The organism is Pyxidicoccus sp. M15 (genome assembly GCF_056858435.1).
Genome location: NZ_CM166495.1, coordinates 8,344,049 through 8,368,186 on the forward strand (window position 1 = coordinate 8,344,049; position 24,138 = coordinate 8,368,186).

Genomic DNA, 24,138 nt, shown 5'->3' on the forward strand with positions numbered 1-24,138 from the left:
GCGCCGTGCTCATGACATCCCCGCGGTGCGTGCCTTGTCCTTGCCGTCCGACACCTTCACCCCGCCCGCCACCACCAGCGGCGGCGCCTTGCCACCGCCCACCGCGCCCGCCGGGTACGCCGGACGCGTGTGGTAGATGCCCTCCAGCGTGTGCAGGAAGGACTGCGCGATGAGGTTCAGGTCCTTCAGCGTCAAATCACACTCGTCCAGCTGCCCCTCGGAGAAGATGAGGTTGATGATCTTCTGCACCTGCGCCTGCAGCTTGGGCGTGGTGGGGTCCGGCATGGAGCGCGTGGAGGCCTCCACCGCGTCCGCAATCATCACCAGCGCCGCCTCGCGGAACTGCGGCTTGGGGCCTGGGTAGCGGTAGATGCTCTCGTCGATGGGGGGCGCGCCTTCCTTGCCCTCCTGCTCCTTCAACGCCTTGTGGTAGAAGTAGCCCACCGTGCGCGTACCGTGGTGCTGCGGAATGGCGTCCGCCACCAGCTTGGGCAGCCGGTACTGCCGGGCCATCTCCAGCCCCTCCGTCACGTGGCGCTTGATGATGACGGCGCTCATCGCGGGGGCGAGCGTGTCGTGGCGGTTCTCGCCCTTCTGGTTCTCCCCGAAGTAGAGCGGATTCTTCCCCTTCCCGATGTCGTGGTAGTACGCGCACGAGCGCGCCAGGAGCGGGTTGGCGCCGATGGTCTCCGCCGCGTTCTCCACCAGCGAGCCGATGATGATGGAGTGGTGGTAGGTGCCGGGCGCCTGGACGATGAGCTCCTTGAGCGCCGGGTGGTTCAGGTTGGCCAGCTCCAGCAGCTTGATGTCCGAGGCGTAGCCGAAGGTGGACTCGATGAGCGGCGTCAGCGCCATCACCATCACCGGCACGGCCAGCGTGGAGCCCACGAAGGCGCACAGCGCGGTGATGAGCGTGTCGCCCGCCAGCCCCTTGCCCTCCACGAGGAACAGGAACACCACGGCGACCATGTTCGTCGCGCCCGTCAGGAGGCCCGCGCGGAAGATGCCCACGCGGTCCTTGGCCTTGACGATGCGGTCGGCCGCCACGAGCGAGCCCACCAGCGTGTAGATGCCGAAGGCCAGCGAGTTGCTCAGCATGACGCCGGCGAGGCAGGAGATGACCAGCGCGAAGAAGAGCGCCAGCTCCTGCGTGAGGATGAAGCGCACCAGCATGGCGCCGGCCGCCACCGGGAAGGCGTAATAGAAGGCCTCAATCGGCAGCGCGGTGTACCGGTCCTGCACCGCGTCCGCGATGGACACCCAGACCTGGAGCAGGCCCAGGAGGCCCACCAGCAACAGGCCCAGCAGGAGCCCGTCCTTGCGCGTGGGGCGGAAGCGCCGGAAGGCCGCGCGGCAGAAGGCGTACGCGGACACCACCAGCAGCCCCACCAGCCCCGTGCCACCCAGCTGGAGCCAGAAGAGGTCCAGCTGGTCCGTCTCCGCGCGCATGCCGCGCAGCACCACCAGGTGCGTCTCGTTGACGAGCTCGCCGTCGCCGATGACGCGCTGGCCCTTCTTGATGGAGATGACGGCGTCCTTCACCGCCTGCGCCGCCTGGGTGCGCCGCGCGTCCGTCTCCGCGATGTTGATGGTGAGGTTGGGCCGCACCAGCCGCTTGGCCAGCCGCAGCACGGAGCGGCGCTGCACGCCGGGCGCGTCCGGCAGCAGGTTGCCGGGGATGGAGGCGAAGCGGTCCATCTCCTGCTGCGCCTCGCGCACGTCCATCACCTGCGGCGCGGCGCCGGGCAGCGTGTCCTCGCCCTTGTTCACCACGTCGCGGACGGTGAGCCCCTGCGGCGCCTCGCGCGCCAGCTCGTCGCGCGAGCCCGCCACGTACACCGGGCCCCGCTCGGAGCGGTAGGCCCGCTCCAGTACCAGCAGCGTGGCCGTCTCCGCCTCCGGCGAGAAGCGCGTGGCGTACAGCGCCTGGAAGTCCTCCGCCTCCAGCCCCGAGTCCCGCTGGCCGAAGAGCAGCTCCTGGAACTCCGCCAGCATCGCCTCGCGGGCGCGGCGCTCGCGCTCCACCTCCTCCGCGGAGGGCGCCTGCGGCTTGCGGCGGCGCCCCTCCTCGGGCTCCTGCTCGGCCTGCGCCTCGGCGAGCTCGTCCAGGCGCTCGCGCATGGTGCGGAAGGCGGCGCTCACCGTGGTGCGCAGGCTGCCCACCACGGCGGGGTTCAGGTCGTACACGGGGCGGACGGCGCCGCGGGCATCCTGGCGCCGCTGCTGCGTCATGGCGCGGTGGACGATTTCGTAGTCGCGCGCGGCCTTGAAGCCCGCCGGGGAGCTGGCACGGAACGGCTTGCCGAGGTGCTCCTCGGTCAGTGCCGGAATCTGCTGGCTGTAGAGCCCCGGGGAGATGACGAAGCCGGCCCCCACCGCCACCGCGACCAGCAGGATGACCTGGATGGCACGCCGGCCCCAGACGCCGTTGCCCAGTCCGAGGCGGTCGGCGAGCGCGTCCAGCGGACTGGGCCCGGGGGGCTGCGTTTCCGGTTCGGCCATGGGGGTCCTCACCCTAGATAAGGCGTTGCGGCTCCATCAAGGACGCAACGCCAGGGAAAATTCACGAGGGTGGGATTCCGTACGCCCGCCCGGCAGGGTATGCGCGGGTGGGCGTACGTGGGCGAGCGCGCCGTCACTCGCTACCGACGGGCGCGGCTGCGGCGTGCTGCGAGGTACCTGCGGCCGCCTCGCGGGCGACCTGGGCCTCGAGCTTGGCCAGCTCCGCGCGGTCATACGCGCGGATGACTTCCTGGACGAGCGGGTGGCGGACCACGTCCACCTCGGAGAACTCCGCGAAGTGGATGCCCTCGACGTTCTTCAGCACCGAGCGCGCGTGGTTGAGGCCGGACATCTTCCCGGTGGGCAGGTCCACCTGCGTCACGTCACCGGTGATGACCGCCTTGCTGTTGTAGCCAAGCCGCGTCAGGAACATCTTCATCTGTTCCACGGTGGTGTTCTGCGCCTCGTCGAGGATGACGAAGGCGTCGTTCAGCGTGCGGCCGCGCATGAAGGCCAGCGGGGCCACTTCGACCACGCCCTGCTCCAGCAGCTGGGCGGCGCGCTCGGCCGCCATCATGTCGTGGAGCGCGTCGTACAGCGGGCGCAGGTAGGGGTTCACCTTCTCCTGCAGGTCTCCCGGGAGGAAGCCCAGCTTCTCTCCGGCCTCCACCGCGGGGCGCGCGAGGATGATGCGCTTGACCTTGCGCTCCTGCAGGAAGGCCACCGCCATGGCCATGGCCAGGTACGTCTTGCCCGTACCGGCGGGGCCGATGCCGAAGACGATGTCGTGGGCGCGGATGGCGTCCACGTACCGCTTCTGGTTGATGCTCTTGGGCGAAATCTGGCGGTTGCCGGAGCTCTTCAGCACGGGCCCGAGCATGACCTCCTGGAGGGACTCCGCCCCGCCGCGCCCGAGCACCTTGATGCCCTGCTCCACGTCCTCGCGGTAGACGGGACGGCCCGCGCGGATCATCTCCTCCAGGTTCTCCAGGAGGCGCACGGCGAAGGCCACGGCGTCCGAAGGCCCGGACAGGTGGAACTCGGTCCCCCGCTGTCCGACGCGAACACCGAGCCGCCGCTCCATCAACTTGAGGTTTTCGTTCTGGTTGCCGCAGAGGGCCAGGGCGGTCGCGTTGTCACGAACGTCCACCTTGGCTGAGGCGGAGGTGGTGAGGACTTCGGGCGATTCCAACGTGGCGGGATTTCGCAATGCGGGTCGTTCCTCGGTCAGGACGTCACAACGGCTGACCACAACGTAACGCCGGGCCCCGGGGTGCGAAAGACGACTTTCGTCCAGGACTAGCGCAAGGGTGGCAGGAGGACGAACTGCCGGGCGGCAATCCGTCGGTAATAGTACTGCTCCCGCCAGGGGTAGCTGAGCTCTTCCGACTCCAACAATCCTGCCTGTACCAAAGAATCCAGGCGTTCCGGGAGCTCTCCACGTTCCAGACGGAACACTTCGAGCGCCGCGGCGATGCGGACGCGCTGGGCCTCGGAAACATGACGCTGGGCCGCCGGATCCGTGAAGGACGTGGCGGCGAGGCCCTCGGGGCTCGCGTACGCGCTCCGGGAGACGACGAGCGCCAGCGCGGCCAGGACCACCATGGTGGCCACCACGCGGCCCACCGTGCCGCCCACCCGGGCGAGCAGGCGCTCGTCCCCTGGCGCGGGCGCACGCACACCTTCCGGGTGGACGGCGCGCACGTACTCCCCCTTCACCAGGTTGAAGAGGGCCTTGCAGGTCTCGAACTCGCCCAGGCAGCAGACGTCCACGAGCTTGCGCAAGTCGCGTCCGGGGGAGATCTCCTCGTAGACGCGCCGCTCGGTGGGGCCGATGGAGCCCAGCTCCCCGCCCTCCTCACCCGGCCGGGGCTGGGGGAGCGCCTTGAGGCGTTCGAAGGTCAGGTCGTCGCGGTGGATCTTCTTCCGGATGACGGGCCACTCGTCCACCATCCGGAAGCCCTCCATGAGCACCGTCTCGGCGCGCAGGGGGTGGATGGCCTCGGCGTCGGGCTCCACGGGCTCCTGGATGAACTCATAGGTGCCCGCCTTCCACGTGAAGAGGCGGTAGAGCGTCTCGGTCGCCTGCAGCTGCATCATCGACTGGAAGCGCTCGGCGGTGAGGGCCTGGCTGGAGACGAGCACGTCCCCCAGCCGCTTGAGGGTGCGCTTCTGCGTCTCCAGCGCGGCCTCCAGCTGCATCTCGGTGATGAGTTCGGAGCGCACCAGCATGTTGCCGATGAGGTCCTTGCGCTTGCGGGTGAGGCTCTCGGCCTTGATGATGTGGCCGTCCTTGAAGCCGACGCGGACCTCCTGGTCCTTGTTCCGGAAGTGCAGCGTGCCCGTCTTCTGCTGCTGCCCGATGAGCTGCAGGATGTCGCCGATGCCGAAGTCCTTCAGTGTTCCCTGGAGGGACATGTTCTCTCACTCCCCCCGCCGCAGCCGGCGCAGGCCGCGCAGCGACAGCAGGTGGACACCGACGAGCAGCAGCACCGCCGGCACCAGCTTGAGGTACAGCGGCGCGTCACCGTACGGCGCGCGCACCACCCCGTGGTGGAGCAGCGTCGCGGCCAGCGCGAAGAGGAAGAAGAAGGCGTAGAGCGCGCCGCGCACCGGCACTCCGGAGGCGACGTGGCCCGCGCCGGACAGCACGGCGCCCAGCGCGTACGACAGCCGGCCCGCCCAGGCCTGGTGGCGCTCCACCTGCCCCTGCTTGCGGTTGCGCAGCTGCTGCGGCACCAGGCCCTTGCGCGAGAAGACATTCACGCACTGGCCACACTGCTTGCTGCCCACGCCCAGCTCCGGGTCGCACCTCACGCAGACGGCGCGGCCGCAGCGCTCGCACACCTTCGCGGCCTTGAGCTTCTCACCCGCCAGCCCCCACAGGGCCAGCAGCACCGCCAGCGCCGCGGGCACCGCCCAGGCCACCGGCCCCGGCGCCACGCCCGGCAGCAGCCAGCGCCCCAGCTGCGCCTGGACGCGGCGCCCCGCCTCCGTGCCGTCCGCGAGCGACAGCCACTCCGCCTCCGGCCGCGGCGGGGCCAGCATCAGCAGGTTGAGCAGCAGCCGGTCCTCGGGGGGCGGATCCCGTCCCAGCAGCGAGCCGTCCAGCGCCTGCGCGGCGGCGATGGCGGTGGCGGCGCGGTCCAGCTCCTGGCCCACCTCCGAGTCCGGCAGCGTCTTCGCCCGGCGGCGGTGCACCTGGGCCAGGTTGTAGTGCGGCGCGGCCAGCAGCGGGTCCGCCTGGGCGGCCTGGACGTAGAGCTGTGCCCCGCCTTCCGCGTCCCCCAGCCCCACCAGCGTGTTGCCGAAGCGGGTCAAGAGCCGCGCGTCGCCGCTGCGCAGCGCGGAGGCCGCCTTGTAGTGCGCCTTCGCATCCTCCAGCAGCCCCCGGCGCGACTCGTAGTGCGCCAGCGCGTCCAGCTCGGCGAAGGTGGCCACGCGGGACTCCTGCCGCGCGAGCACCCGCGCCATGGCCGCCTCCGCGGACAGGCCGCCGCGCTCCAGGAGGTAGACGTCCTCGGCGGGCGTGCCGGCGAAGGCCGTCACCCGCGCGAGCTGCCCGGCCGCCAGCGGCAGCAGCCCGACGCCCGCCACCAGCACCGCCGCCACCGTCCGCTCCGCGCGGGAGAGGTACAGGGCCACCGCGCCCAGCATCACCAGCAGCACCGTCACCCCGCCCAGCCCGAGCGCCACCGGCAGCGCCAGCAGCGCCACGCCCAGCAGCGCGGACTGCCACCGCGCCATCGCGCGCGGCAGCAGGTGGTGGAAGTCGTGCAGCGCGTAGCGCACGCGGCGCAGGAACAAGAGCCCCACCAGGGCCGCGGCCGTGGCCGCCCAGGCCATCAGCGCCAGCGCGCCCAGGTCCGCCAGCACCGGCCGGCGGTAGCGCGCGTCCCGCAGCAGCTCCGTGAAGGCGGCGCGCGCCTCGCCCAGGTAGCGCGACACGTTGCCCGGCTCCGCCAGCGCGTACGCCTCCGCGAGCCCGAAGCGGGCGTAGGGCAGCCCCGGGGACAGCTCCACCGCCAGCTCCGCCAGCCGCACCGCGCCGGCCATGTCGCCCGCCCGGCGCCGCACGGCGGACTCGCGCAGCAAGCCCACGCTGAGCGGCTCCAGGTCCGACGCCACCAGCTCCGCGCGCAGCGTCACCAGCGCCTTCAGCGCCTTGTCCGCGGAGGCCGTGTCATTCGTCGCGCGGGCCTGGCGCCAGCGGTCCCACACCGCGAGCACCTCCGCGTCCGTCATCCTCGGCGCCAGCACCGGCGACACCGCCGAGCGGGGCGGCGGGGCGGGCACCGCGGGCTCCGCGACGGGGACGGCCGGGGACAGCGTCTTCGCGCTGGCGGGGACGGCGTCCACGTCCTTCGCGCCCTTGCCGCCCTTCGCCCCCCGGGTGGCCTTCGCGGGCGGGACATCATCGTCCTGCGCGGGCGGGGGCTCGGGCTCGTCGGGGATGTCCTCCACGGGCTGATCCCCCGGGTCATAGGAGGAGTCGTCGCGCAGGTCGGGTTCGACGGCGCCCGGATCCACCTCCTGGAGGCGGGACGGCGCTTCAATCTGCGCGGTCGCCACCCCTGGAGCCAGAAGCGCGAGGCCGCAGAGGGCGAAGGCGAGGAGCGGGTGGCGGATCATCCAGGGGGCGGATGATAGGCGACCCAGGTCAAACCACGAAAACGAACGCCAACTCCCCTGCCCTCCTGCCCGCCTTTGTCCGTTCTGGGGGTTACGTCGCGTGCTACAGGACCGAGCATGGTGGACACGACGCGAAACCCCGGGGCCGAGCTGGAGCGACTGGTGGACATCATGCGGCGGCTGCGGGCCGAGAACGGCTGCCCGTGGGACAGGGAGCAGGACCTGCGCTCGCTGCGCCCCTACCTCCTCGAGGAGGCCTTCGAGGTTCTGGAGGAGATGGACCGCGTCGGGTACGGCGGCTCCTGGCGCACGCTGTGCGAGGAGCTGGGTGATTTGCTCTTCCAGGTGGTCTTCCACGCGCAACTGGGCGCGGAGCTGGGCGAGTTCACGATGGCCGACGTGGCGAAGGGCATCAGCGACAAGCTCACCCGGCGGCACCCGCACGTCTTCGGCGAGGAGCGCGTGGAGGGCTCCGAGCAGGTGCTGGCCAACTGGGCGAAGCTCAAGGCCGAGGAGAAGAAGCGGAAGACGGGCAGCGAGGGCTCCGTGCTGGACGGGGTGCCCGTCGCCGCGCCCGCGCTGATGCGGGCCGAGCGCCTCACCGAGAAGGCCAGCCGCATCGGCTTCGACTGGCCGGACCTCGCGGGCGTGCGCGGCAAGCTGGCGGAGGAACTGGACGAGCTGGACGAGGCCATTGCCTCCGGCAGCCGGGACGCCATGGAGCACGAGCTGGGCGACGTCCTCTTCTCCCTGGCCAACCTGGCGCGCTTCATCAAGACGCCCGCCGAGGACGCGCTGCGGATGGCCATCCGCCGCTTCACCACGCGCTTCCAGCACATCGAGTCCGAGCTGCGCGCCGAGGGCGTCCCCTTCGGCGGGGCCACCCTGGAGCACATGGAGCGACACTGGCAGGCCGCGAAGGTGAAGGAGAAGGCCCTGCCTCCGCCCGCCTGGTTGCCTCGCGCCGCCCTGTCCACCCTGCGCTTCCAGGTGGCGGACCTGCCCGCCCAGCGCGCCTTCTGGGACGCGGTGGCGCCCCGGCTGGGGTGGAGCCGCGTGCGCGCCGGCCCGGACGAGGCCGCCTACGGCGATGGCGCGCTGCGGGTCGTCTTCTCGGGCGCGCGGGCGGGGACGGCCCCCGCCGGGGGTGGGGCGCTGATCCTGACGCTGGAGGCCCCGTCGCTCGGCGCCGTGGAGCGGCTGAGGGCCGCGCTGGAGGAGGTCCGCCCCGGCACCGGGGGCGAATTCCAGGAGGGACGCCTCACCTTCCGCGACGCCGCCGGGCTGGTGTGGGAATACGCGACCTCCGCTGGTTGATTCTCACCGGCAGGAGCCCGGGGTGCGCACCCTCAGTCCGGAAAAGCCGGTCTGACGCGCACACCTGCCTTGACGCCCGTGAAGCGTCGCAGTAAGGACGGCGCCTCTTTTAGCCTGCCATTCCGCTGGAGATTTCCTTGGCCAACACCAAGTCCGCAGAGAAGCGTCACCGTCAGTCCCTCAAGCGTCGCGCGCGCAACGTCACCGTCCGTGGCGAGGTGAAGACCGCCGTGAAGTCCGCCCGTGAGGCGCTCGCCACCAAGGGTGGGAACCCGACGGACGCGCTGAAGGCGGCCTCCAAGGCGCTGAACAAGGCCGCCTCGAAGGGCGTGCTGCACAAGCGCACCGCTTCTCGCCGCATCTCCCGCCTCGCCAAGGCCGCCGCGAAGGCCAAGGCCTGAGCTGTCCCCGGGGCCGCCTCGCGCGGCCCCTTGGCTTCCTGAGCAGGCTGCCGGGAGGAGGCTTCGGTCTCCTCACCAGGCGCTGGCCAGCCGATCGTACCCATCGCGCATGAGCACCTCCGCCAAGCGGTCCAGCGCGGCCTGACGGTTGGCCTCGGCCTCCAGGATGTCTCCCGTCCCCAGCAGGTAGTCCTCGGTGCCGCCCACCTGCGTCTCCTTGAGGACCTGTCCGTCCTTCACCAGCCTCAAGCGGGCATTGGCGGAGATGCGGAAGTAGTTGCCGGCGATGGTGGGCGAGTTCCACACCGAGAGCACCGTGCCCTCCAGGCGCGCGTCGCATGCCGTCCCGCTCGACAGCCGCCCCACCCGCGTCAATTCCTGGCGCAGGTAGCGCGTGAAGGTCGTCTCCAGCGCGGGCTCCGGCGTGTCGTTGGTGAAGACGGGCGCGCAGAGGGCCGTCACGCCTTCCGGCAGGCCCTCGCCCTTCCCGACGAAGCGGTAGCCACACCCAGCGCTGGCGGCCACGCAGGCCCCCCACACGCCCACGGCCAGACGGAAGCGCTGCGACACGGGCGCGGAGGGACGCGACATGCGCGGCACCCTACCCGGCCGCACCTGCCCGTCAAGCGCGAGGGCCGTCGTTCGGCCCCGGAGGCCGGGGCGGAGGCGGCTCCGCCGGCGGAGAGCCCGCCACCCGCACAGGCACGCCCCGCGCGCGTACCACGTCCGCCAGCGTGTTCCAGGCGGCCAGCAGGCGCGCGTCCCGCTCGGAGCCGCGGCGCGCCAGCCCCAGCGGCCAGCGCACCCTGCCGGACGCGGACGTCTCCAGGACGAGCACGTGGGAGCGGCACACCACGGCCAGCAGCACGCCCAGCGCCGCCACGCCGAAGGACAGCGCCTTCAGCGCGGGCGCGCGGGCCACGAAGCCCAGCACGGCGAAGGCCACGAGGACGAGCGCCTCGCGGAAGAAATGCGTCTGCAGTTCCACGCCGCGCAGGCTGCCCAGCTCCACTTCCTGCGGAGACTGCGTGGACGCGGCCCGGTAGGAGAGCCGCTCCCCCTCACCGGACAGGGAGCGCCCACCGCCCAGGTCCGCGTCGAGGAAGGGCGCCCGGCCTCCCGGTCCCGAAGGCACGGGCGCATCCGGCAGCGGGGCCCCGCAGGCAATGCAGCGCGGGCTGCCCGCCGGTTGGGGCCGCCCGCACGCACCGCACATGACGAGGACTTCGACGGGCACCGGAGGTCCCCGCCCTAGCCGACGACGAAGTTCACCAGCCGCTTGGGGACGAAGACGAACTTGCGCAGCGTCTTGCCGGCCATCGCCGCCTGCACCTTCTCGTCCGCCTCCGCCGCCGCGCGCACGTCCGCCTCGCCCGCGTCCGCCGCGACGCGAATCTCCGCGCGCAGCTTGCCGTTCACCTGCACGGCGTAGGGGATGACGTCGTCCACCACCAGCGCCGGGTCGAAGTCCGGCCACGGCCGGGACACGGTGAGCTCCTTTGCCCCGTACGCCTCCGCCAGCTCGTCCGCGATGTGCGGGGCGAAGGGCGTCAGCACCACCGCGAGCAGCCGGATGGCCTCGGCCATGGCGGCCTTCTCCGCGGGCGTCTCCGGCGTGCCCTGCGCGTAGAGCGCATTGACGCACTCCATGATGCCGGCGATGGCGGTGTTGAAGGACAGGCGCTCCAGCGCCTCGCCCACCCGCTTGAGGCACTTGTGCGCGGCGCGGCGCGTCTCCAGCGCCTTGCCCTCGTACGCGCCGTCGTGCGTGGCGCCGGCCACCGCGGCGTGGTGCGTGGCCGCCAGCGTCCAGACGCGCTTGAGGAAGCGGAAGACGCCCTCCACCTGGTCATCGGACCAGTCGAAGTCGCGCTCCGGCGGGCCGGCGAAGAGCACGTACGCGCGCGCGGTGTCCGCGCCGTACTTCTGGACGATGGAGGCAGGCGCCACCACGTTGCCCCAGCGCTTGGACATCTTCCGGCCGTCCGGGCCGTTGACGATGCCCTGCGTAATCAGCCGCTTCACGGGCTCGTCCACGGGGCTCAGGCCCAGCAGCTTCATCACGCGGGTCCAGAACCGGAAGTAGAGCAGGTGCATCACCGCGTGCTCGGGGCCGCCCACGTAGACGTCCACGGGGAGGAAGCGCTGGGCCTCCTTCGGGTCGAACGGCGCGGCGTCGTAGTGCGGCGACAGGTAGCGCGCGAAGTACCAGCAGGAGTCGACGAAGGTGTCCATCGTCTCCGCCTCGCGCCTCGCCGGCCCGCCGCACTTCGGGCAGGTGGTGTTCACCCACGAGGCCACCTTGGCCAGCGGCGGCTCGCCCTTGCCCGTCAGCACCGCCTGGGTGTCGATGTCCGGCAGGCGCACGGGGAGCTGGTCCACCGGCACGGGGATGCCGTGGCGCTGGGGGTCGCACTTCTCGCAGTAGACGATGGGGATGGGCGTGCCCCAGTAGCGCTGGCGGCTGAAGCCCCAGTCCTTCTGGCGGTACGTCACCGTGGTCTTGCCCGTGCCGTCCTTCTCCAGCTTCGCGGCCATGGCCTGGCGCGCGGCCTCGGACGTCTGGCCCGTGTACTCGCCCGAGTCCACCAGCACGCCGTACTCCGTGTAGGCCGCCTCGAGCTTGCTGCCCTCGGGGAGCTTGTCGCCGGTGGCCGGCTGGATGACGACCTGGATGGGCAGGCTGTACTTGCGAGCGAAGGCGAAGTCGCGCGCGTCGTGGGCGGGCACGCTCATCACCGCGCCGGTGCCGTAGTCGCTCACCACGAAGTTGGCGATCCAGATGGGCACCGGCTGGCCGGTGAAGGGATTCACGGCGTGGGCGCCGGTGAAGACGCCCTCCTTCTCCGCGTCCTCGCCCAGGCGCTCCGTCTTGGACTGGGCGGCCATGCGCTTCGCGAAGGCGTCCACCTCCGCGCGGCGCTCGGGGGTGGTCACCTGGGCCACGAGCTTGTGGTCCGGCGCGAGCACCACGTAGGTGCAGCCGAAGATGGTGTCGATGCGGGTGGTGAAGACGCGCAGCGTGGCGTCATGTCCCTGCACGCGGAAGTCGGCCTCGGCCCCGTCGGAGCGGCCAATCCAGTTGCGCTGCATGGAGGTGATGCGGTCCGGCCACTCCTTCAGCGTGTCGAGCGACTCCAGCAGGTCCTGCGAGTAGCGGGTGATGCGGAACGCCCACTCGGGCATCTCCTTGTCCACCACGGGCGAGTCGCAGCGCTCGCAGACGCCGTCCTTCACCTGCTCGTTGGCGATGACGGTGTGGCAGCCGGTGCACCAGTTCACCTTGCTGAAGCGTCGATAGACGAGCCCGCGCTCCAGCATCTGGATGAAGAACCACTGGTTCCAGCGGTAGTACTCGGGCCGGCTGGTGTTGACCTCGCGGTCCCAGTCGTACGCGTACCCGAGGCTTTTGATCTCCTTCTTGAAGGAGGCGATGTTCTCCTCGGTGCGCACCGCCGGGTGCACGCCGTCCTTGATGGCGGCGTTCTCCGCGGGCAGGCCGAAGGCGTCCCAGCCCATGGGGTGCAGCACGTCGAACCCGCGCATCAGGTAGTAGCGCGAGTACACGTCCCCGATGAGGTAGTTGCGCACGTGCCCCATGTGCATCTTGCCACTGGGGTACGGCAGCATCTCGAGGATGTACTTCTTGGGTGCGCCCGGGCGCTTGCCCGCCCGGAAGATGCCCGCCTCGTCCCAGCGGGTCTGCCACTTGCCTTCAATCGCCTGCGGCTCGTAACGCTCGTTCATCGCCATGTCCGATGGGTCTCTTATGGGAGGGCCGGGCCCGGGGGCAACACGTCTTTCCGCGTCACGCCCGCCCGAGGTGCTTGCCGGACGGTGCGCAGGCCCCTTCGAGGGGCGGACGGGGCCGGAAAACACCGGCTGACTGGGGGGAACCCCTGACGACCGGTCCTTGTGTCGGCTCCGGCCCTGGATGCGCCTGCTCCGTCACCCAGCGGACGGCGGGCCACGGGTGGCGAGGCCCGCCCTCCTCGCGCCGTCAGTTGACGGTGAACTCGCGCGAATAGCCCGTGTAGGCGCGGATGAGCCCGTCCCAGCCGGACTTCCAGTCACCGTCATGGCGGATGCGGTAGGTGCCCGGCGTGGCGTCCGCGGGAATCCTCCACTCCACCGTCACGTGCGAGCACGCGAAGGTGGGCACGCAGTTGTTGCGCTCCCACCGGTACTTCGTCTCCCAGTCCCAGTCGTTGGCCACCGTCACCCAGGACGTGCCGGACTTGCGCTGCACCTGGAGGAAGCTGCCCTGCCGCCGCAGGTTGTTCTTGGGATGGCCGCCCCAGAACTTCACGCTCACCGTCGCGCCCCGCGTGTAGGAAGCGAGCGCGTTGGTGACGACGCCGCCGAAGCTCACCGACAGCAGCTTGTCGTCGAACACCACGCCGGTCTGCAGCGTCGTCTGCTCATTGCGCAAGTCCCGTGGCGTGGGGCCCGCGGGGACGGACACGCCGTTGCGCAGCGCGGCCGCCAGCCTGTCCGCTTCCTGCTGCACCGCCGCGAGCTGCCACGGGCCGAAGTGCGTGGAGGCCCCCTCGTAGTCCTGCTTCGCGTACTCCTCGCGCGTGACGAGGTAGCCCGCATACGCGTTGGACAGGCCGGCAATCACCACGGTGTCCACGCCCAGCGGCGCGAGCTGCGCCTGCACCGTCTTGCGCAGCCGCCGGCCCGCCATGGTGGTCATCTCGAAGGGCACCGCCACCAGCGCCAGGTTGCCCACCGTCACCACCTGGAGCGGCAGCACCTCCGGCGTCCACGGGTAGGGCTGCATCGTGCCCATCTCCAGCACGACGGGCTTCTCTGCCTGGCACGGCGTGGTGGTGGCCGCGCAGGTGATGGCGTTCCAGAGGTCATGGAGGTCCTCGCACGTGGCGCCCTCGCTGCCGTAGCCCGGGCCGTCCTCGGCGCCGGCCAGCATGGAGATGCCGATGGCGGCCTCGCACGTGGTGCGCGCCACGCCATCCGTGTACGCGGGGGCCACCTGGACCTCGTCCATCTTCACGTAGGCATGGCGGTAGTCCACCGCGCCCGTCAGTGACTGCGCCGCGCCGTCATACAGCGCGCGGGCCAGGTCGTACTGCTTGCGCCCGGACAGCTCGGTGCTCTCGAAGTCGTTGGCACCGCCCCCGTTCGTCCCGCCGTAGATGTTGGGCGTCACGTCGCCCTCGTTGCTCTGCGCGAAGGCGGCCACGAACGTCTTCGCGGCCGTGTAGTTCGTGCCCTTGAGCTTCTCGAAGAGGTAGGACGCGTAGCCCTTGTTGTCGCCGCTGATGAGCAGGTTGTCGTTGCCCATGGACGTGGCGTGGACGGCGAACCAGTTGATGAGCCCCACCTCCTGCCCCGTGCTGGACTGCAGGCGCAGCAGCGTCATCCGCTTGTCGGTGTCGTAGCCGAACTGCCCGCGCTCCGTGGCGGGGTTGCGCAGGTACGCCTCCGGCGAGCGGTTGATGCTGGTGTCGAGCAGATCGCCAGAAGCCACGCGCACCGAGCCCGCCGTGAGGTTGCCGTGCGCGCGGACGATGGACTGGTAGATGCCGTCGACGATGGCGTCGAAGTTCTGCTTGTCGTAGCCGAGGATGGTCAGGTTGTAGAGCGCGTAGTGCGAGAAGCCGCCCGGCCCGCTGTGCGTGTGCGTGGCGCTCAGCACCACGTTGTCGTCCGAGTACGTGCTTCCGTACGTGGCCTTGAGCCGCTCCACCACCTGCTGCTTGACGCCCTGGCCGATGAAGCCCGCGTCCGCGCTCACGAAGGCCACGCGCTTGCCGTTGCACGGCGAGGCGATGACGAACGCGCGCGAGCGCAGGCGCTGGTGGATGCCGGCCGTCTTCTGCTCCAGCATCGCGTAGCCCATCATCCCCAGCTCCGCCGCGGGGCCGGTGATGTCGTAGATGCCCGCGCCCACCTGGAAGGACGTGTTGCCCGCGCACGGGCCGGTGAGCGCGGGCTGCACCACGGACGCCACGGGAGGCGGAGCGCGCCCCGTCTCCGAGGCCGGCTTCGCGGCCGGCTCCGCGACTTCGGCACCACATGCGCCCAGCACCAGCGCGAGGACCCAGAGACACGACGGACGGGCGAGACAGGCTTGCATGCGCAACGCTCCTCCTCCGAAAGCCGGGATTCTCGCCGGACTCCCCGTGCGTGTTGCCAGCCAGGCGCTGGGGAAGGACCGCCCGAGGACACCGCGCCTGGACTTGATGGGGCCCCCAACGAATGCCCTACCGGATGGGTGTTTCCTCACTGCCCTGTGTTTCAAAACGGCGCGTGTATCACCGGGACGGAGAATTCCTGCCTCTCTGCATCTCCAAGCAAGTGCCTGAAATCCCGATATGTCGTTGACTCGGAAGCGTTCAGCCGGGGACGATTCAAGTCCACGGCATCCTTCAGGGGGGGCCGTTCAAACGCAGAGACGTGAGGACCGAATGACGCTGAGAAGGGCGTTGATTCCGGGGTGCGTAATTGCACTCTTTTCGTTGGAAACCCTGGCGCAGGACGCGAACAGTGCGGCGCCGGCTCCCGAACCCCAGGCGCCCGCGGCGCAGGCGCCCGCGACTCCAGCGCCGGCGGCTGCCAGTCCGGCGTCACCCGCTCCCGTGTCGCAGCCGGCAGCGGTGGAGGTGGTGGCGGGCCGCACCATCAAGGGCCGCGTGGCGGACCGCCTGACGGACGAAGGGCTGCCCCTGGTGCGCGTCATCATCAAGGGCACCACCCAGGGCGTGGAGACGGAGCTGGACGGCACCTTCACCCTGCCCAACGTGCCGCAGGGTCCGGTGACGCTGCTCTTCTCCTCCCAGGACTACGGCGAGCGCGAGGTGAGGGTCGGCGCCAACCAGCGCGAGCTCACGGTGCAGCTCGACAACGTCTTCTCCGAGGAGATGGTCGTCGTCGGCCGCGCCTCCGAGGTGGCGCGTAAGAACCTGGCCAACTCCGTGGCCTCGGTGAACGCCGAGGACCTCAACCGCGCTCCCGCGCAGACGGTGGACCAGGCCCTCCAGGGCAAGGTGGCCGGCGCCAACATCCAGAGCAACTCCGGCGCCCCCGGCGGCGGCATCCAGATGCGCCTGCGCGGCGTGTCCACCATCAACGGCTCCACGCAGCCGCTGTACGTCATCGACGGCGTGCTCGTCAGCGACGTGGCGATTGCGTCCGGTATCTACACCGTGACGGACTCGGTGACGGGCTCCAACCCGTCGCCCACGCAGGACAACCAGGTCAACCGCATCGCGGACATCAACCCCAACGACATCGAGAGCATCGAGGTCCTCAAGGGCGCGTCCGCCGCCGCCATCTACGGCTCCAAGGCCGCCAACGGCGTGGTCATCATCAACACCAAGCGCGGCCGCGAGGGTGCGCCGAAGGTCGACATCACCCAGCGCCTCGGCTTCTACTCGCTGTCCAACAAGCTGGGCACCCGCCGCTTCGAGACGGTGGACGAGGTCATCGAGACCTTCGGTGAGGACGCGGCCCAGTACTACGTGCCCGGCCGCACGTATGACCAGGAGTCGGCGCTCGCGGGCCGCCGGGACCTGTCCTCGGAGACGCTGGCCAGCATCAGCGGCGCGGCGGGCACCTTGAAGTACTTCGCCTCGGCGATGGTGAAGAACGACGAGGGCATCATCGCCAACACCGGCTACGAGAAGCAGTCGTTCCGGCTCAACCTGGGTCAGACGCTCGGCGAGGCCGTCGAGTTGAACGTCTCCACCAACCTGCTCCACACGCTGGGGCAGCGCGGCCTGACGAACAACGACAACCAGACCATCACGTACTACATGACGATGCCGTACGCGCCGGAGTTCCTGAACCTCCAGGCGGACTCGGCCGGCGTGTTCCCGACCAACCCCTTCCTGGGGAACGGGGCCAACCCGCTGCAGACGGCCGCGCTCGTGAAGAACGACGAGGACGTGTGGCGCTTCATCGGCGCGGGTGATGCCACCATCCACCTGCTGAAGTCGGAGGAGAACCACCTGCGCATCCTCGCCAACGCCGGCGTGGACCGCTTCCAGCAGGAGAACCAGGTCGTCTTCCCGCCCGAGCTCAACTTCGAGCCGGTGGATGACACCTTCCCGGGCACGTCGCTGTTCGGCACCAGCCAGGTGCGCAACCTGAACGGCGGCCTCAACCTGGTGCACACGTACCGGCCCGCGTCGAAGTTCCTCGTCTCCACCACCTCCGGTGGTGTGCAGCTCGAGGAGCGCAGCGTCAACTCGGTGTACGTCATCAGCGAGAACCTGAACGCCGGCCAGCCGAACGTGGATTCCGGCACCGTGGTGGGCGTGCGGCAGGACCGCCAGCTCATCCGCGACCGCGGCTACTACGTGCAGGAGGAGATGCTCCTGTTGGATGAGCGGCTCACCCTCGTGGGCGCCATCCGCGGCGAGCAGAGCAGCGCCAACGGCAACGAGAACGCGCTGTACTTCTACCCGAAGCTGGCGACCGCCTACCGCATCCCCTCGTTCCACCCCAGCGTGAACGAGTTCAAGGTGCGCCTGGCCTACGGCGAGACGGGCAACCAGCCCCGGTACGGCATGAAGTTCAACAGCCTGCCGACCATCAACAACATCCAGGGCAACCCGGGCCTCCTGGGCTCCGGCATCGCCGGCGACCCGACCATCAAGCCCGAGCGGCAGCGCGAAATCGAGGCGGGTATCGACGCGCTCTTCTTCGGCGGCGACCTGGTGACGGAGCTGACGTTCTACCAGCGGACCATCAGCGACCTCATCCTGCAGCGCACCCTGCCTCCCTCCACCGGCTTCACCACGCAGATCTTCAACGGCGGCTCGCTGCGCAACCGCGGCGTGGAGGCCATGGTGCAGGTGACGCCGCTGCGCGGCGCCCTCGAGTGGACGAGCTCGGCGACGTTCGCGCTCAACCGCAGCATGGTGACGGACCTGCCGGTGCCCGCGTTCCTCACGGGCGGCTTCGGCACGGGCCTGGGTGCCTTCCGCATCGAGCAGGGCGCGTCGGCGACGCAGATTGTCGGCAACGTCCGGGACGCGGACGGCAACCTGAAGGTGCAGAAGATCGGCGACACCGAGCCGGACTTCATCATGGGCTTCTCCAACAGCCTCAAGTACCAGGACTTCACCCTGTCCTTCCTGTTCCACTGGCAGCAGGGCAGCGACATCATCAACCTGACCCGGTTCCTCTATGACGCCGCGGGCACGTCCGAGGACTTCGAGACGGGCGGCCGCCAGCGCCTGACGGACCGCCGCAACAACGCGGGCACGTACGTGGAGGACGCCACCTTCGTGAAGCTGCGCGAGGTGACGCTCACCTACAGCCTGCCCAAGAAGTGGGTGTCCGCGATTCCGAAGGTGCAGAACGCGCGGCTCAGCCTGAGCGGCCGCAACCTCCTGACCTTCACGAGCTACTCGGGTCTGGACCCCGAGGTGAGCAACTTCGGCAACCAGGCCATCGCTCGCAATATCGACGTCGCCCCGTTCCCCCCCAGCCGCAGCTTCTGGACGTCGCTCGACGTCGGGTTCTAAGGCCATGAACATGTATCGGACGAAGAGTGCAGTGGTGATGCTGTGCGCCGCGCTGGGCCTGGGCGGTTGCGGCAGCCTGGACGTCGAAGACCTGGACAACGTCAGCCTGGATGACTTCCGGGACAACCCGACGAAGTCGCGCGTCCTGACTGCGGCGACCGGTCTCATCATCGGGAACCGCGTCGGCCTGGCGGCCCAGAACGGCTACGTGGCCGAGCTGGGCGTCATCGGCCGCGAGGCGTTCATCTTCGACCCGGCGGAGCCCCGCCCGGTGGAGGAGCTGCTCGGCCCCGCGCTGGACCCGGGTGGCCCGGCGTTCGGCGGCAACTTCTGGACGAACCCGTACGCCAACATCCGCAACGCCAACACGCTGCTGGCGGCAATCGAGAAGCTGCCGTCGACGAGCGTGTCGGACGCCGAGAAGGAGGCCATCCGCGGCTACGCGAAGACGTTCCAGGCCATGGACTTCCTGGTCGTCATCAACACGCGTGACACGAATGGCGCCGCCATCGACGTGGACAAGCCCCTGACGGAGCTGGCCGACCTCAAGAGCAAGGAGGAGGTGTTCGAGCACATCTCCGGGCTGCTCGACCAGGCCGCGACGCACCTGACGGCCGCGGGCGACGTGGCCTTCCCGTTCCGCCTGAGCACCGGGTTCGAGGGTGACCCGACCACCGCGACGGACGACTTCACCACCGCGGACGCGTTCCTGAAGTTCAACCGCGCGCTGAAGGCACGCGTCTCCGTGTACCGGGGCCGCTACGACGAGGCGCTGACGGCGCTGAGCCAGTCGTTCATCGACTCCAGCATCCCCGCGGACGACGGCGCGAAGGGCGCCGCCCTCACCTCGCTGAACCGTGGCGTCTACCACGTGTTCAGCACGAACTCGGGTGACCTGGACAACAACCTGCTCAGCACGACCATCTTCGCGCACCCGTCCATCGTGACGGACGCGGAGAACCAGGCGAACGGCACCACGGTGGATGACCGCGTGTCGCGCAAGACGAAGAAGCTGGACAAGGCCGTCACCGCGGCGGACGGCAAGCTGTCCACGGACCTGGCCTTCACGCTGTACCCCAACGCGGACTCGCCGGTGCCCATCATCCGCAACGAGGAGCTCATCCTCCTGCGCGCGGAGGCCAACCTCGGCCTGGGCAACATCGGCCCGGCGGCGGATGACATCAACTACATCCGCACCCGCTCCGGCCGGCTCCCCCCCCGCACGGACCTCACCACGGCCAACGCCCTGGACGAGCTCCTGAAGCAGAAGCGGTACTCGCTCCTGTTCGAGGGTGGCCACCGGTGGATCGACCTGCGTCGCTACAACAAGCTGGACACGCTCCCCCGCGAGCTGGACCCCAGCTTCGCGCCGCACGAGCGCTTCCCCATCCCCGCCGCGGAGACGGACGCCCGCTAGCAGTCCCCGGAGCTACTGCTTGGTGAGCTCCAGGCGCATGTTCTCCAAGTGCGCCTGGAGCGAGCGGAACGCCAGGCTCCGGTCGTCGCCCAAAAGCAGCGCGGCGACCCCGTCGCGCTGCCACCGCTCCGCCTCTCCCGGGAGGCGGGGCGTGGCGCAGTAGGACACCCCGTTGCGACGGCAGACCTCGGCCACGCGCTGGATGGCCGCCTGCACGTCCGGGTGCTCCACCTTCCCCGGCACCCCGTACGACTGCGACAGGGCCACGGCGCCCTCCATCACCAGGTCGAGGCCCTCGACGGTGACGATGGAGTCGAGCGCCTCCACCGCCGCGCGGTCGTCGATGCTCGCCACCACCAGCAACTGGCGGTTGGCGCGCGTCACGTACTCCGGCAGCCGCAGCCGCCCGAAGCCCGTGGGCCTCCCGTCACCGAGGCTCCGGTCCCCCTTGGGGTGGAAGCGCGTGGCCCTCACGACGGCCTCCGCCTCCTCCCGGCTGCGCACGCGCGCCACCACCCCCAGCGCCCCCGCGTCCAGCGCACGGTGGATGACGTCCGGCGCGGGCGCGGGCACGCGGACCAGCGGGGTGACGCCGCCACACTCCGCGGCCCGGAGCAGGTGCTCCAGCAGCTCCGGGCCCACGGGGGCGCGCTCCTGGTCGAGGATGACGAAGTCGTAGCCCGCGTACCCCACCATCTCCACCAGCGACGGCAGTGGCAGCACGCTCACCAGACCCAGCGCCAGCGTCCCGCCGTGGATGGACTTCCTGAGCCGGTTCTCCGTCAGCATCGGTCCCCTCCCCTGACACAGGAGAACACAACGGGCGCTCGGGCGCGCAATACATCCGCGCCTGTCTCGCTCGCGGGGACGTCCTCGGGCCTACAGAGGTCGCCTGGCTCAGCGCTTCTTCAAGCCCGAGCGCTCCGCCACGAGCGCGCCCAGCGCGGACCAGTCCAGGTCGCCGTGCCCCTGGGCGACGCCGCCGAGGTATTGGTCTCGCAGGAGGCTCGCCAGGGGCATGGGCACCTCGGCGGCGCGGCCGGCGTCCAGCACCAGCCCCACGTCCTTGAGGCCCAGCTTCATCGGGAAGCCCGCGGGGGAGTACTTCTCCTCGGCGATGAGCTGCGCGTAGCGCTCGAAGATGGGCGAGCGCGCGAAGACGGACTGGAAGACCTCCAGGAACACCTTCGGCTCGAGGCCGGACTTGCGCGTGAGGGCGAAGGCCTCGCCGAGCGCCTCCATCATGGACGCGATGAGGAAGTTGCCCGACAGCTTCACCACGTTGGCGGAGGCGGCCTTCTCGCCCAGCACGGTGAGGCCGCGCCCCACGGCCTCCAGCAGCGGCCGGCAGCGCTCCACGTCCGCCCGCGGCCCGGCGGTGACGACCCAGAGCTGCTTCGCGTCCGCGGCCTCGGGGCGGCCGAACACCGGCGCGGCCACGTAGCCCTGCCCCGCGCTCGCGTGGGCCTCCGTCAGCCGCTCGGAGAGGGCCACGGAGATGGTGCTCGAGGAGACGTGGACGGCGCCCTTCCCCAGCCCCGCGTGCACGCCGTCCTTCCCCAGGACGGCGTCCTGCACGGCGCGGTCGTCCGCGAGCATGCTGAAGACCACGTCCGCGCCGCGCGCGGCCTCGGCGGGAGTGCCGGCCACGCGCGCGCCCTTCTCGCGCAGTGGCGCGGCCTTGTCCGGCGTGCGGTTCCACACCGACAGCTCGTGCCCGGCCGCGAGCAGGTTCTTCGCCATGGGCAGGCCCATGTTGCCCAGTCCGATGAATCCAACCTTCATGCGTGCGTCCTCCCCGGTCGCGCTCGGATAATCCGCGCGCGCGGGGGACGCCGACGGAAAACACGCGAGCGTCCAGGAGCCGACGGCGGGCGCCCTACTCCGGTCTATCCTCGGACACGTCCAGGCGCTCGAAGGCACGGCCCAGGGCCACCACGCCCAGCCACACCTCTCCCACCAGCACGCCCGCCGCGGCCAGGGCCGCCGGGGGGACGGCCCACGGCCCCAGCGCGGAGTACAGCGGCAGCCCCACCAGCAGCGCCGCCAGCGTCGCCGGCACCAGCCCCGCCAGCGTCACCACCAGCGTGCCCAGCAGCGTCAAGAGCCGCTGGCCCATGGCCTCCAGGCCGCGCACCCGCGTGCCCGCATCCGCCGGCACCCACGCGGGGAACAGCACCACCGCCGCGTTCTGCACGAAGAGGCCCGCCAGCGCCAGGGAAGGCAGTATCACCACCAGCGACAGCGACACCGGCCACCACCAGTCGCTCAGCAGCGAGGCCTCCCTCCCCGGCCCCATCAGCAGCGCCACCGCCAGCAGCGCGAGCTGGAGGCCGCCCAGCGACAGCGCGGACGCCAGCAGCTCCGCGCCCACCACCTGCCGTCCCGTCAGCGGCAGCGTCCGCAGCAAGTCCAGCTTCGGCAGGTCCATCCGCAGGTCCATGCGGAAGGCGCTCGGGCCCACCACCGTCAGCATCACCGCCAGCGTCATCGCCAGGGGCCCCACCACCTCGCGCGTGTCCGTGAAGAGGCGCGCATCCCCCATCATCGCGGCAATGGCGCCGCCGAGCACGATGAAGAGCACGAAGCTCACCACCCCACCCGCCATGCGCTTGCGGGCCACGAGGTTCTTCCAGACGAGCGCCACCTCCGGCCGGCCACGCGCCGCCAGCCGGAAGGGCGGCTTGCGCAGGGTGAAGGTGCCCGTCCGCGCCCGCTGCCCCGACGCGCGCAGCGCCCGCTCCCGGGCGCGGGACTCCGCCCGCACCACCGCCGTCTCCTCGAAGGGCACCTCCACCAGCATCACCCAGCCATAGTGCGCCACGGCCAGCGCCAGCACCGGAGGCAGCGCGCGGAGGAAGCCGTCCACGTCCCCCGCCAGCGAGGGCCCCACCAGCAGTCGCCCCGGCCACAGCACCGCGTCCAGGCCCGGCGACGCCACCAGCACCTGCAGCCACGTGCGCAGCTCCCGCGACGAGGAGACCTCTTGCGGGAAGGGGTGCTCGCGCAGGGCCCCGAGCACCGCCACCGCCACGACCACCAGCGCCAGCGTCACCCCGCCCCAGCGCACCGCCAGGCCCCAGCCGCCCCGGGCCGCCAGCCGCGTGCGCGTGAAGGACGCCGCCGTCGTGTGCAGGTACAGCGTCCCCAGCGCCAGGCTGGCGCCCAGGAAGAAGAGCACCGGCGTGCCGCTCACCACGCGGCCGATGAACACCGTGGCGAACAGCGCGCCCACCGTCGCCCCCAGCAGGCCGCGCACCAGCTTGTAGTGCAGCAGCGCGCGCCGCGAGACGGGCGCGGGGAACAGCTGCACCACCTCCGTCTCCGAGAAGGTCAGCGACGGCTGATCCCTCCCCAGCACCCACGCGGCGAACACCGTCCCCAGCGCCGAGCCCACCAGCGACAGCTCCGCGAACACCCGCGCGCTCCCGGGCATGCCCCCCAGCCCCCGGACGCCCAGGCCCCGGGTGAGCACGGAGTACAGGTACACCAGCCCCACCACCGCGCCGAGCAGGTAGCGCGGCCGCCGCAGCCGCGCGAGCTGCCGCCACACGCGGTTGCGCAGCGACGCGCTCCAGAGGAACAGCACCGCGCGCGGGAAGCTCACGGCGAGGGCGTCCCGGGCTCCGCCGCCGCGCTGGTGATGCGGATGAAGAGCTCCTCCAGTGACGCGCCCTCCGCCTCCGGGCCGCTGAGCCGCGCGCGAATCTCCGGCAGCGTGCCCAGCGCCACCACCCGGCCGCCGGCAATCACCAGCAGGCGGTGGCACAGCTCCTCCACCAGCGGCAGCAGGTGCGAGGACAGCACCAGCGCCGCGCCCTCCTCCGCGCGGCGCCGCAGCGAGGCCTTCATCCGCCGGATGCCGATGGGGTCCAGGCCCGTGAGCGGCTCGTCCAGCAGGATGAGCTTCGGCGAGTGCAGGAAGCCGCAGGCGATGGACAGCTTCTGCTTCATGCCTCGCGACAGCTCGCCCGGCAGCGACTTCTCCTTGCCGGACAGCTCCATCTCCTCCAGCAGCGCGCGGCCCCGCGCCTCCCAGTCCTCCACCCCGTAGAGCCGCGCGGTGAAGTTCAGGTGTTCCCACACCGTGAGGTACTCGAAGAAGCGCGGCTCGTCCGGGAGGAAGGCCAGGGCGCGCTTCGCCTCCACCGGCTGCTGTCGCAGCTCGTGCCCCGCCACCAGGACACGGCCCGAGCTGGGAGGAAGGATTCCCGCCAGGCACCGCAGCGTGGACGTCTTCCCCGCGCCGTTGGGGCCCACCAGGCCGAGCACCTCGCCGGGAGCCACCGCGAAGGAGAGCCCTCTCACGGCCTTCACGTCGCCGTAGACCTTCTCCAGCCCGTCCACTTCCAGAACTGCATCCATGCGC

General features: G+C 70.8%; 16 protein-coding genes. 4 read left to right on the forward strand and 12 right to left on the reverse strand.

Translation table 11 applies throughout. The features are described from left to right. Positions 1-9: 9 nt before the first annotated feature. From ACX9TP_RS30750 to ACX9TP_RS30765, 4 genes are all read right to left on the reverse strand, one after another. The gene (locus ACX9TP_RS30750; RefSeq protein ID WP_482974196.1) at positions 10-2,502 is read right to left on the reverse strand and encodes an HD family phosphohydrolase; all 2,493 of its coding nucleotides are present in this window, start codon (positions 2,500-2,502) and stop codon (positions 10-12) included. Between the two features lie 133 nt (positions 2,503-2,635). Then, complete coding sequence (locus ACX9TP_RS30755) at positions 2,636-3,712, reverse strand: PhoH family protein (RefSeq protein ID WP_482974197.1); 1,077 nt, start codon at positions 3,710-3,712, stop codon at positions 2,636-2,638. 89 nt (positions 3,713-3,801) lie between these two features. After that, on the reverse strand, positions 3,802-4,920 hold the full coding sequence (locus tag ACX9TP_RS30760) for a DUF4388 domain-containing protein (protein WP_482974198.1): 1,119 nt from the start codon (positions 4,918-4,920) through the stop codon (positions 3,802-3,804). Between the two features lie 6 nt (positions 4,921-4,926). Further along, the gene (locus ACX9TP_RS30765) at positions 4,927-7,134 is read right to left on the reverse strand and encodes a hypothetical protein (RefSeq protein ID WP_482974199.1); all 2,208 of its coding nucleotides are present in this window, start codon (positions 7,132-7,134) and stop codon (positions 4,927-4,929) included. Positions 7,135-7,251: 117 nt separating this feature from the next. Here ACX9TP_RS30765 and mazG point away from each other — a divergent pair, with 117 nt between their 5' ends. Together mazG and rpsT are read left to right on the forward strand one after the other, a co-directional pair. Next, positions 7,252-8,451 (forward strand): nucleoside triphosphate pyrophosphohydrolase, encoded by a 1,200-nt coding sequence (mazG, locus tag ACX9TP_RS30770; RefSeq protein WP_482974200.1) that lies wholly within the window; start codon positions 7,252-7,254, stop codon positions 8,449-8,451. 137 nt (positions 8,452-8,588) lie between these two features. Further along, positions 8,589-8,852 carry a 30S ribosomal protein S20 gene (rpsT, locus tag ACX9TP_RS30775; RefSeq protein WP_267861360.1) on the forward strand — a complete coding sequence of 88 codons (264 nt, stop codon included), beginning with the start codon at positions 8,589-8,591 and terminating at the stop codon, positions 8,850-8,852. Positions 8,853-8,924: 72 nt separating this feature from the next. Here the strand turns inward: rpsT and lptE are convergent, their stop codons facing one another. The 4 genes from lptE to ACX9TP_RS30795 form a co-directional block, all read right to left on the reverse strand. After that, a complete protein-coding gene (gene lptE, locus ACX9TP_RS30780) occupies positions 8,925-9,443 on the reverse strand; it encodes an LPS assembly lipoprotein LptE (RefSeq protein ID WP_482974201.1) in 519 nt (172 codons plus the stop codon). Positions 9,444-9,474: 31 nt separating this feature from the next. Next, entirely contained in the window at positions 9,475-9,987 is a 513-nt protein-coding gene (locus ACX9TP_RS30785; RefSeq protein ID WP_482974202.1) for a hypothetical protein, read from the reverse strand. 116 nt (positions 9,988-10,103) lie between these two features. Continuing rightward, positions 10,104-12,605, reverse strand: coding sequence for a leucine--tRNA ligase (leuS, locus tag ACX9TP_RS30790; RefSeq protein ID WP_482974203.1), 2,502 nt, complete (start codon positions 12,603-12,605; stop codon positions 10,104-10,106). Positions 12,606-12,852: 247 nt separating this feature from the next. After that, the gene (locus tag ACX9TP_RS30795) at positions 12,853-14,955 is read right to left on the reverse strand and encodes a neutral/alkaline ceramidase (protein WP_482974204.1); all 2,103 of its coding nucleotides are present in this window, start codon (positions 14,953-14,955) and stop codon (positions 12,853-12,855) included. 529 nt (positions 14,956-15,484) lie between these two features. Here ACX9TP_RS30795 and ACX9TP_RS30800 point away from each other — a divergent pair. Further along, positions 15,485-18,352 carry a SusC/RagA family TonB-linked outer membrane protein gene (locus ACX9TP_RS30800; RefSeq protein WP_482982247.1) on the forward strand — a complete coding sequence of 956 codons (2,868 nt, stop codon included), beginning with the start codon at positions 15,485-15,487 and terminating at the stop codon, positions 18,350-18,352. Between the two features lie 10 nt (positions 18,353-18,362). Continuing rightward, a complete protein-coding gene (locus ACX9TP_RS30805) occupies positions 18,363-19,769 on the forward strand; it encodes a RagB/SusD family nutrient uptake outer membrane protein (RefSeq protein WP_482974205.1) in 1,407 nt (468 codons plus the stop codon). Positions 19,770-19,781: 12 nt separating this feature from the next. On the opposite strand, the gene ACX9TP_RS30810 is transcribed toward ACX9TP_RS30805, so the two are convergent. The 4 genes from ACX9TP_RS30810 to ACX9TP_RS30825 all read right to left on the reverse strand — a co-directional run bounded on the left by ACX9TP_RS30810 (position 19,782) and on the right by ACX9TP_RS30825 (position 24,134). Next, positions 19,782-20,558 (reverse strand): HpcH/HpaI aldolase family protein, encoded by a 777-nt coding sequence (locus ACX9TP_RS30810; protein WP_482974206.1) that lies wholly within the window; start codon positions 20,556-20,558, stop codon positions 19,782-19,784. A gap of 108 nt (positions 20,559-20,666) precedes the next feature. Next, positions 20,667-21,554: an NAD(P)-dependent oxidoreductase gene (locus ACX9TP_RS30815; protein WP_482974207.1), complete on the reverse strand. Its 888-nt coding sequence runs from the start codon at positions 21,552-21,554 to the stop codon at positions 20,667-20,669. Between the two features lie 94 nt (positions 21,555-21,648). Continuing rightward, positions 21,649-23,376 (reverse strand): putative ABC exporter domain-containing protein, encoded by a 1,728-nt coding sequence (locus tag ACX9TP_RS30820; RefSeq protein ID WP_482974208.1) that lies wholly within the window; start codon positions 23,374-23,376, stop codon positions 21,649-21,651. After that, the gene (locus ACX9TP_RS30825; RefSeq protein WP_482974209.1) at positions 23,373-24,134 is read right to left on the reverse strand and encodes an ABC transporter ATP-binding protein; all 762 of its coding nucleotides are present in this window, start codon (positions 24,132-24,134) and stop codon (positions 23,373-23,375) included. Before ACX9TP_RS30825 ends, ACX9TP_RS30820 begins: the two co-directional genes overlap by 4 nt. Positions 24,135-24,138: the final 4 nt, after the last annotated feature.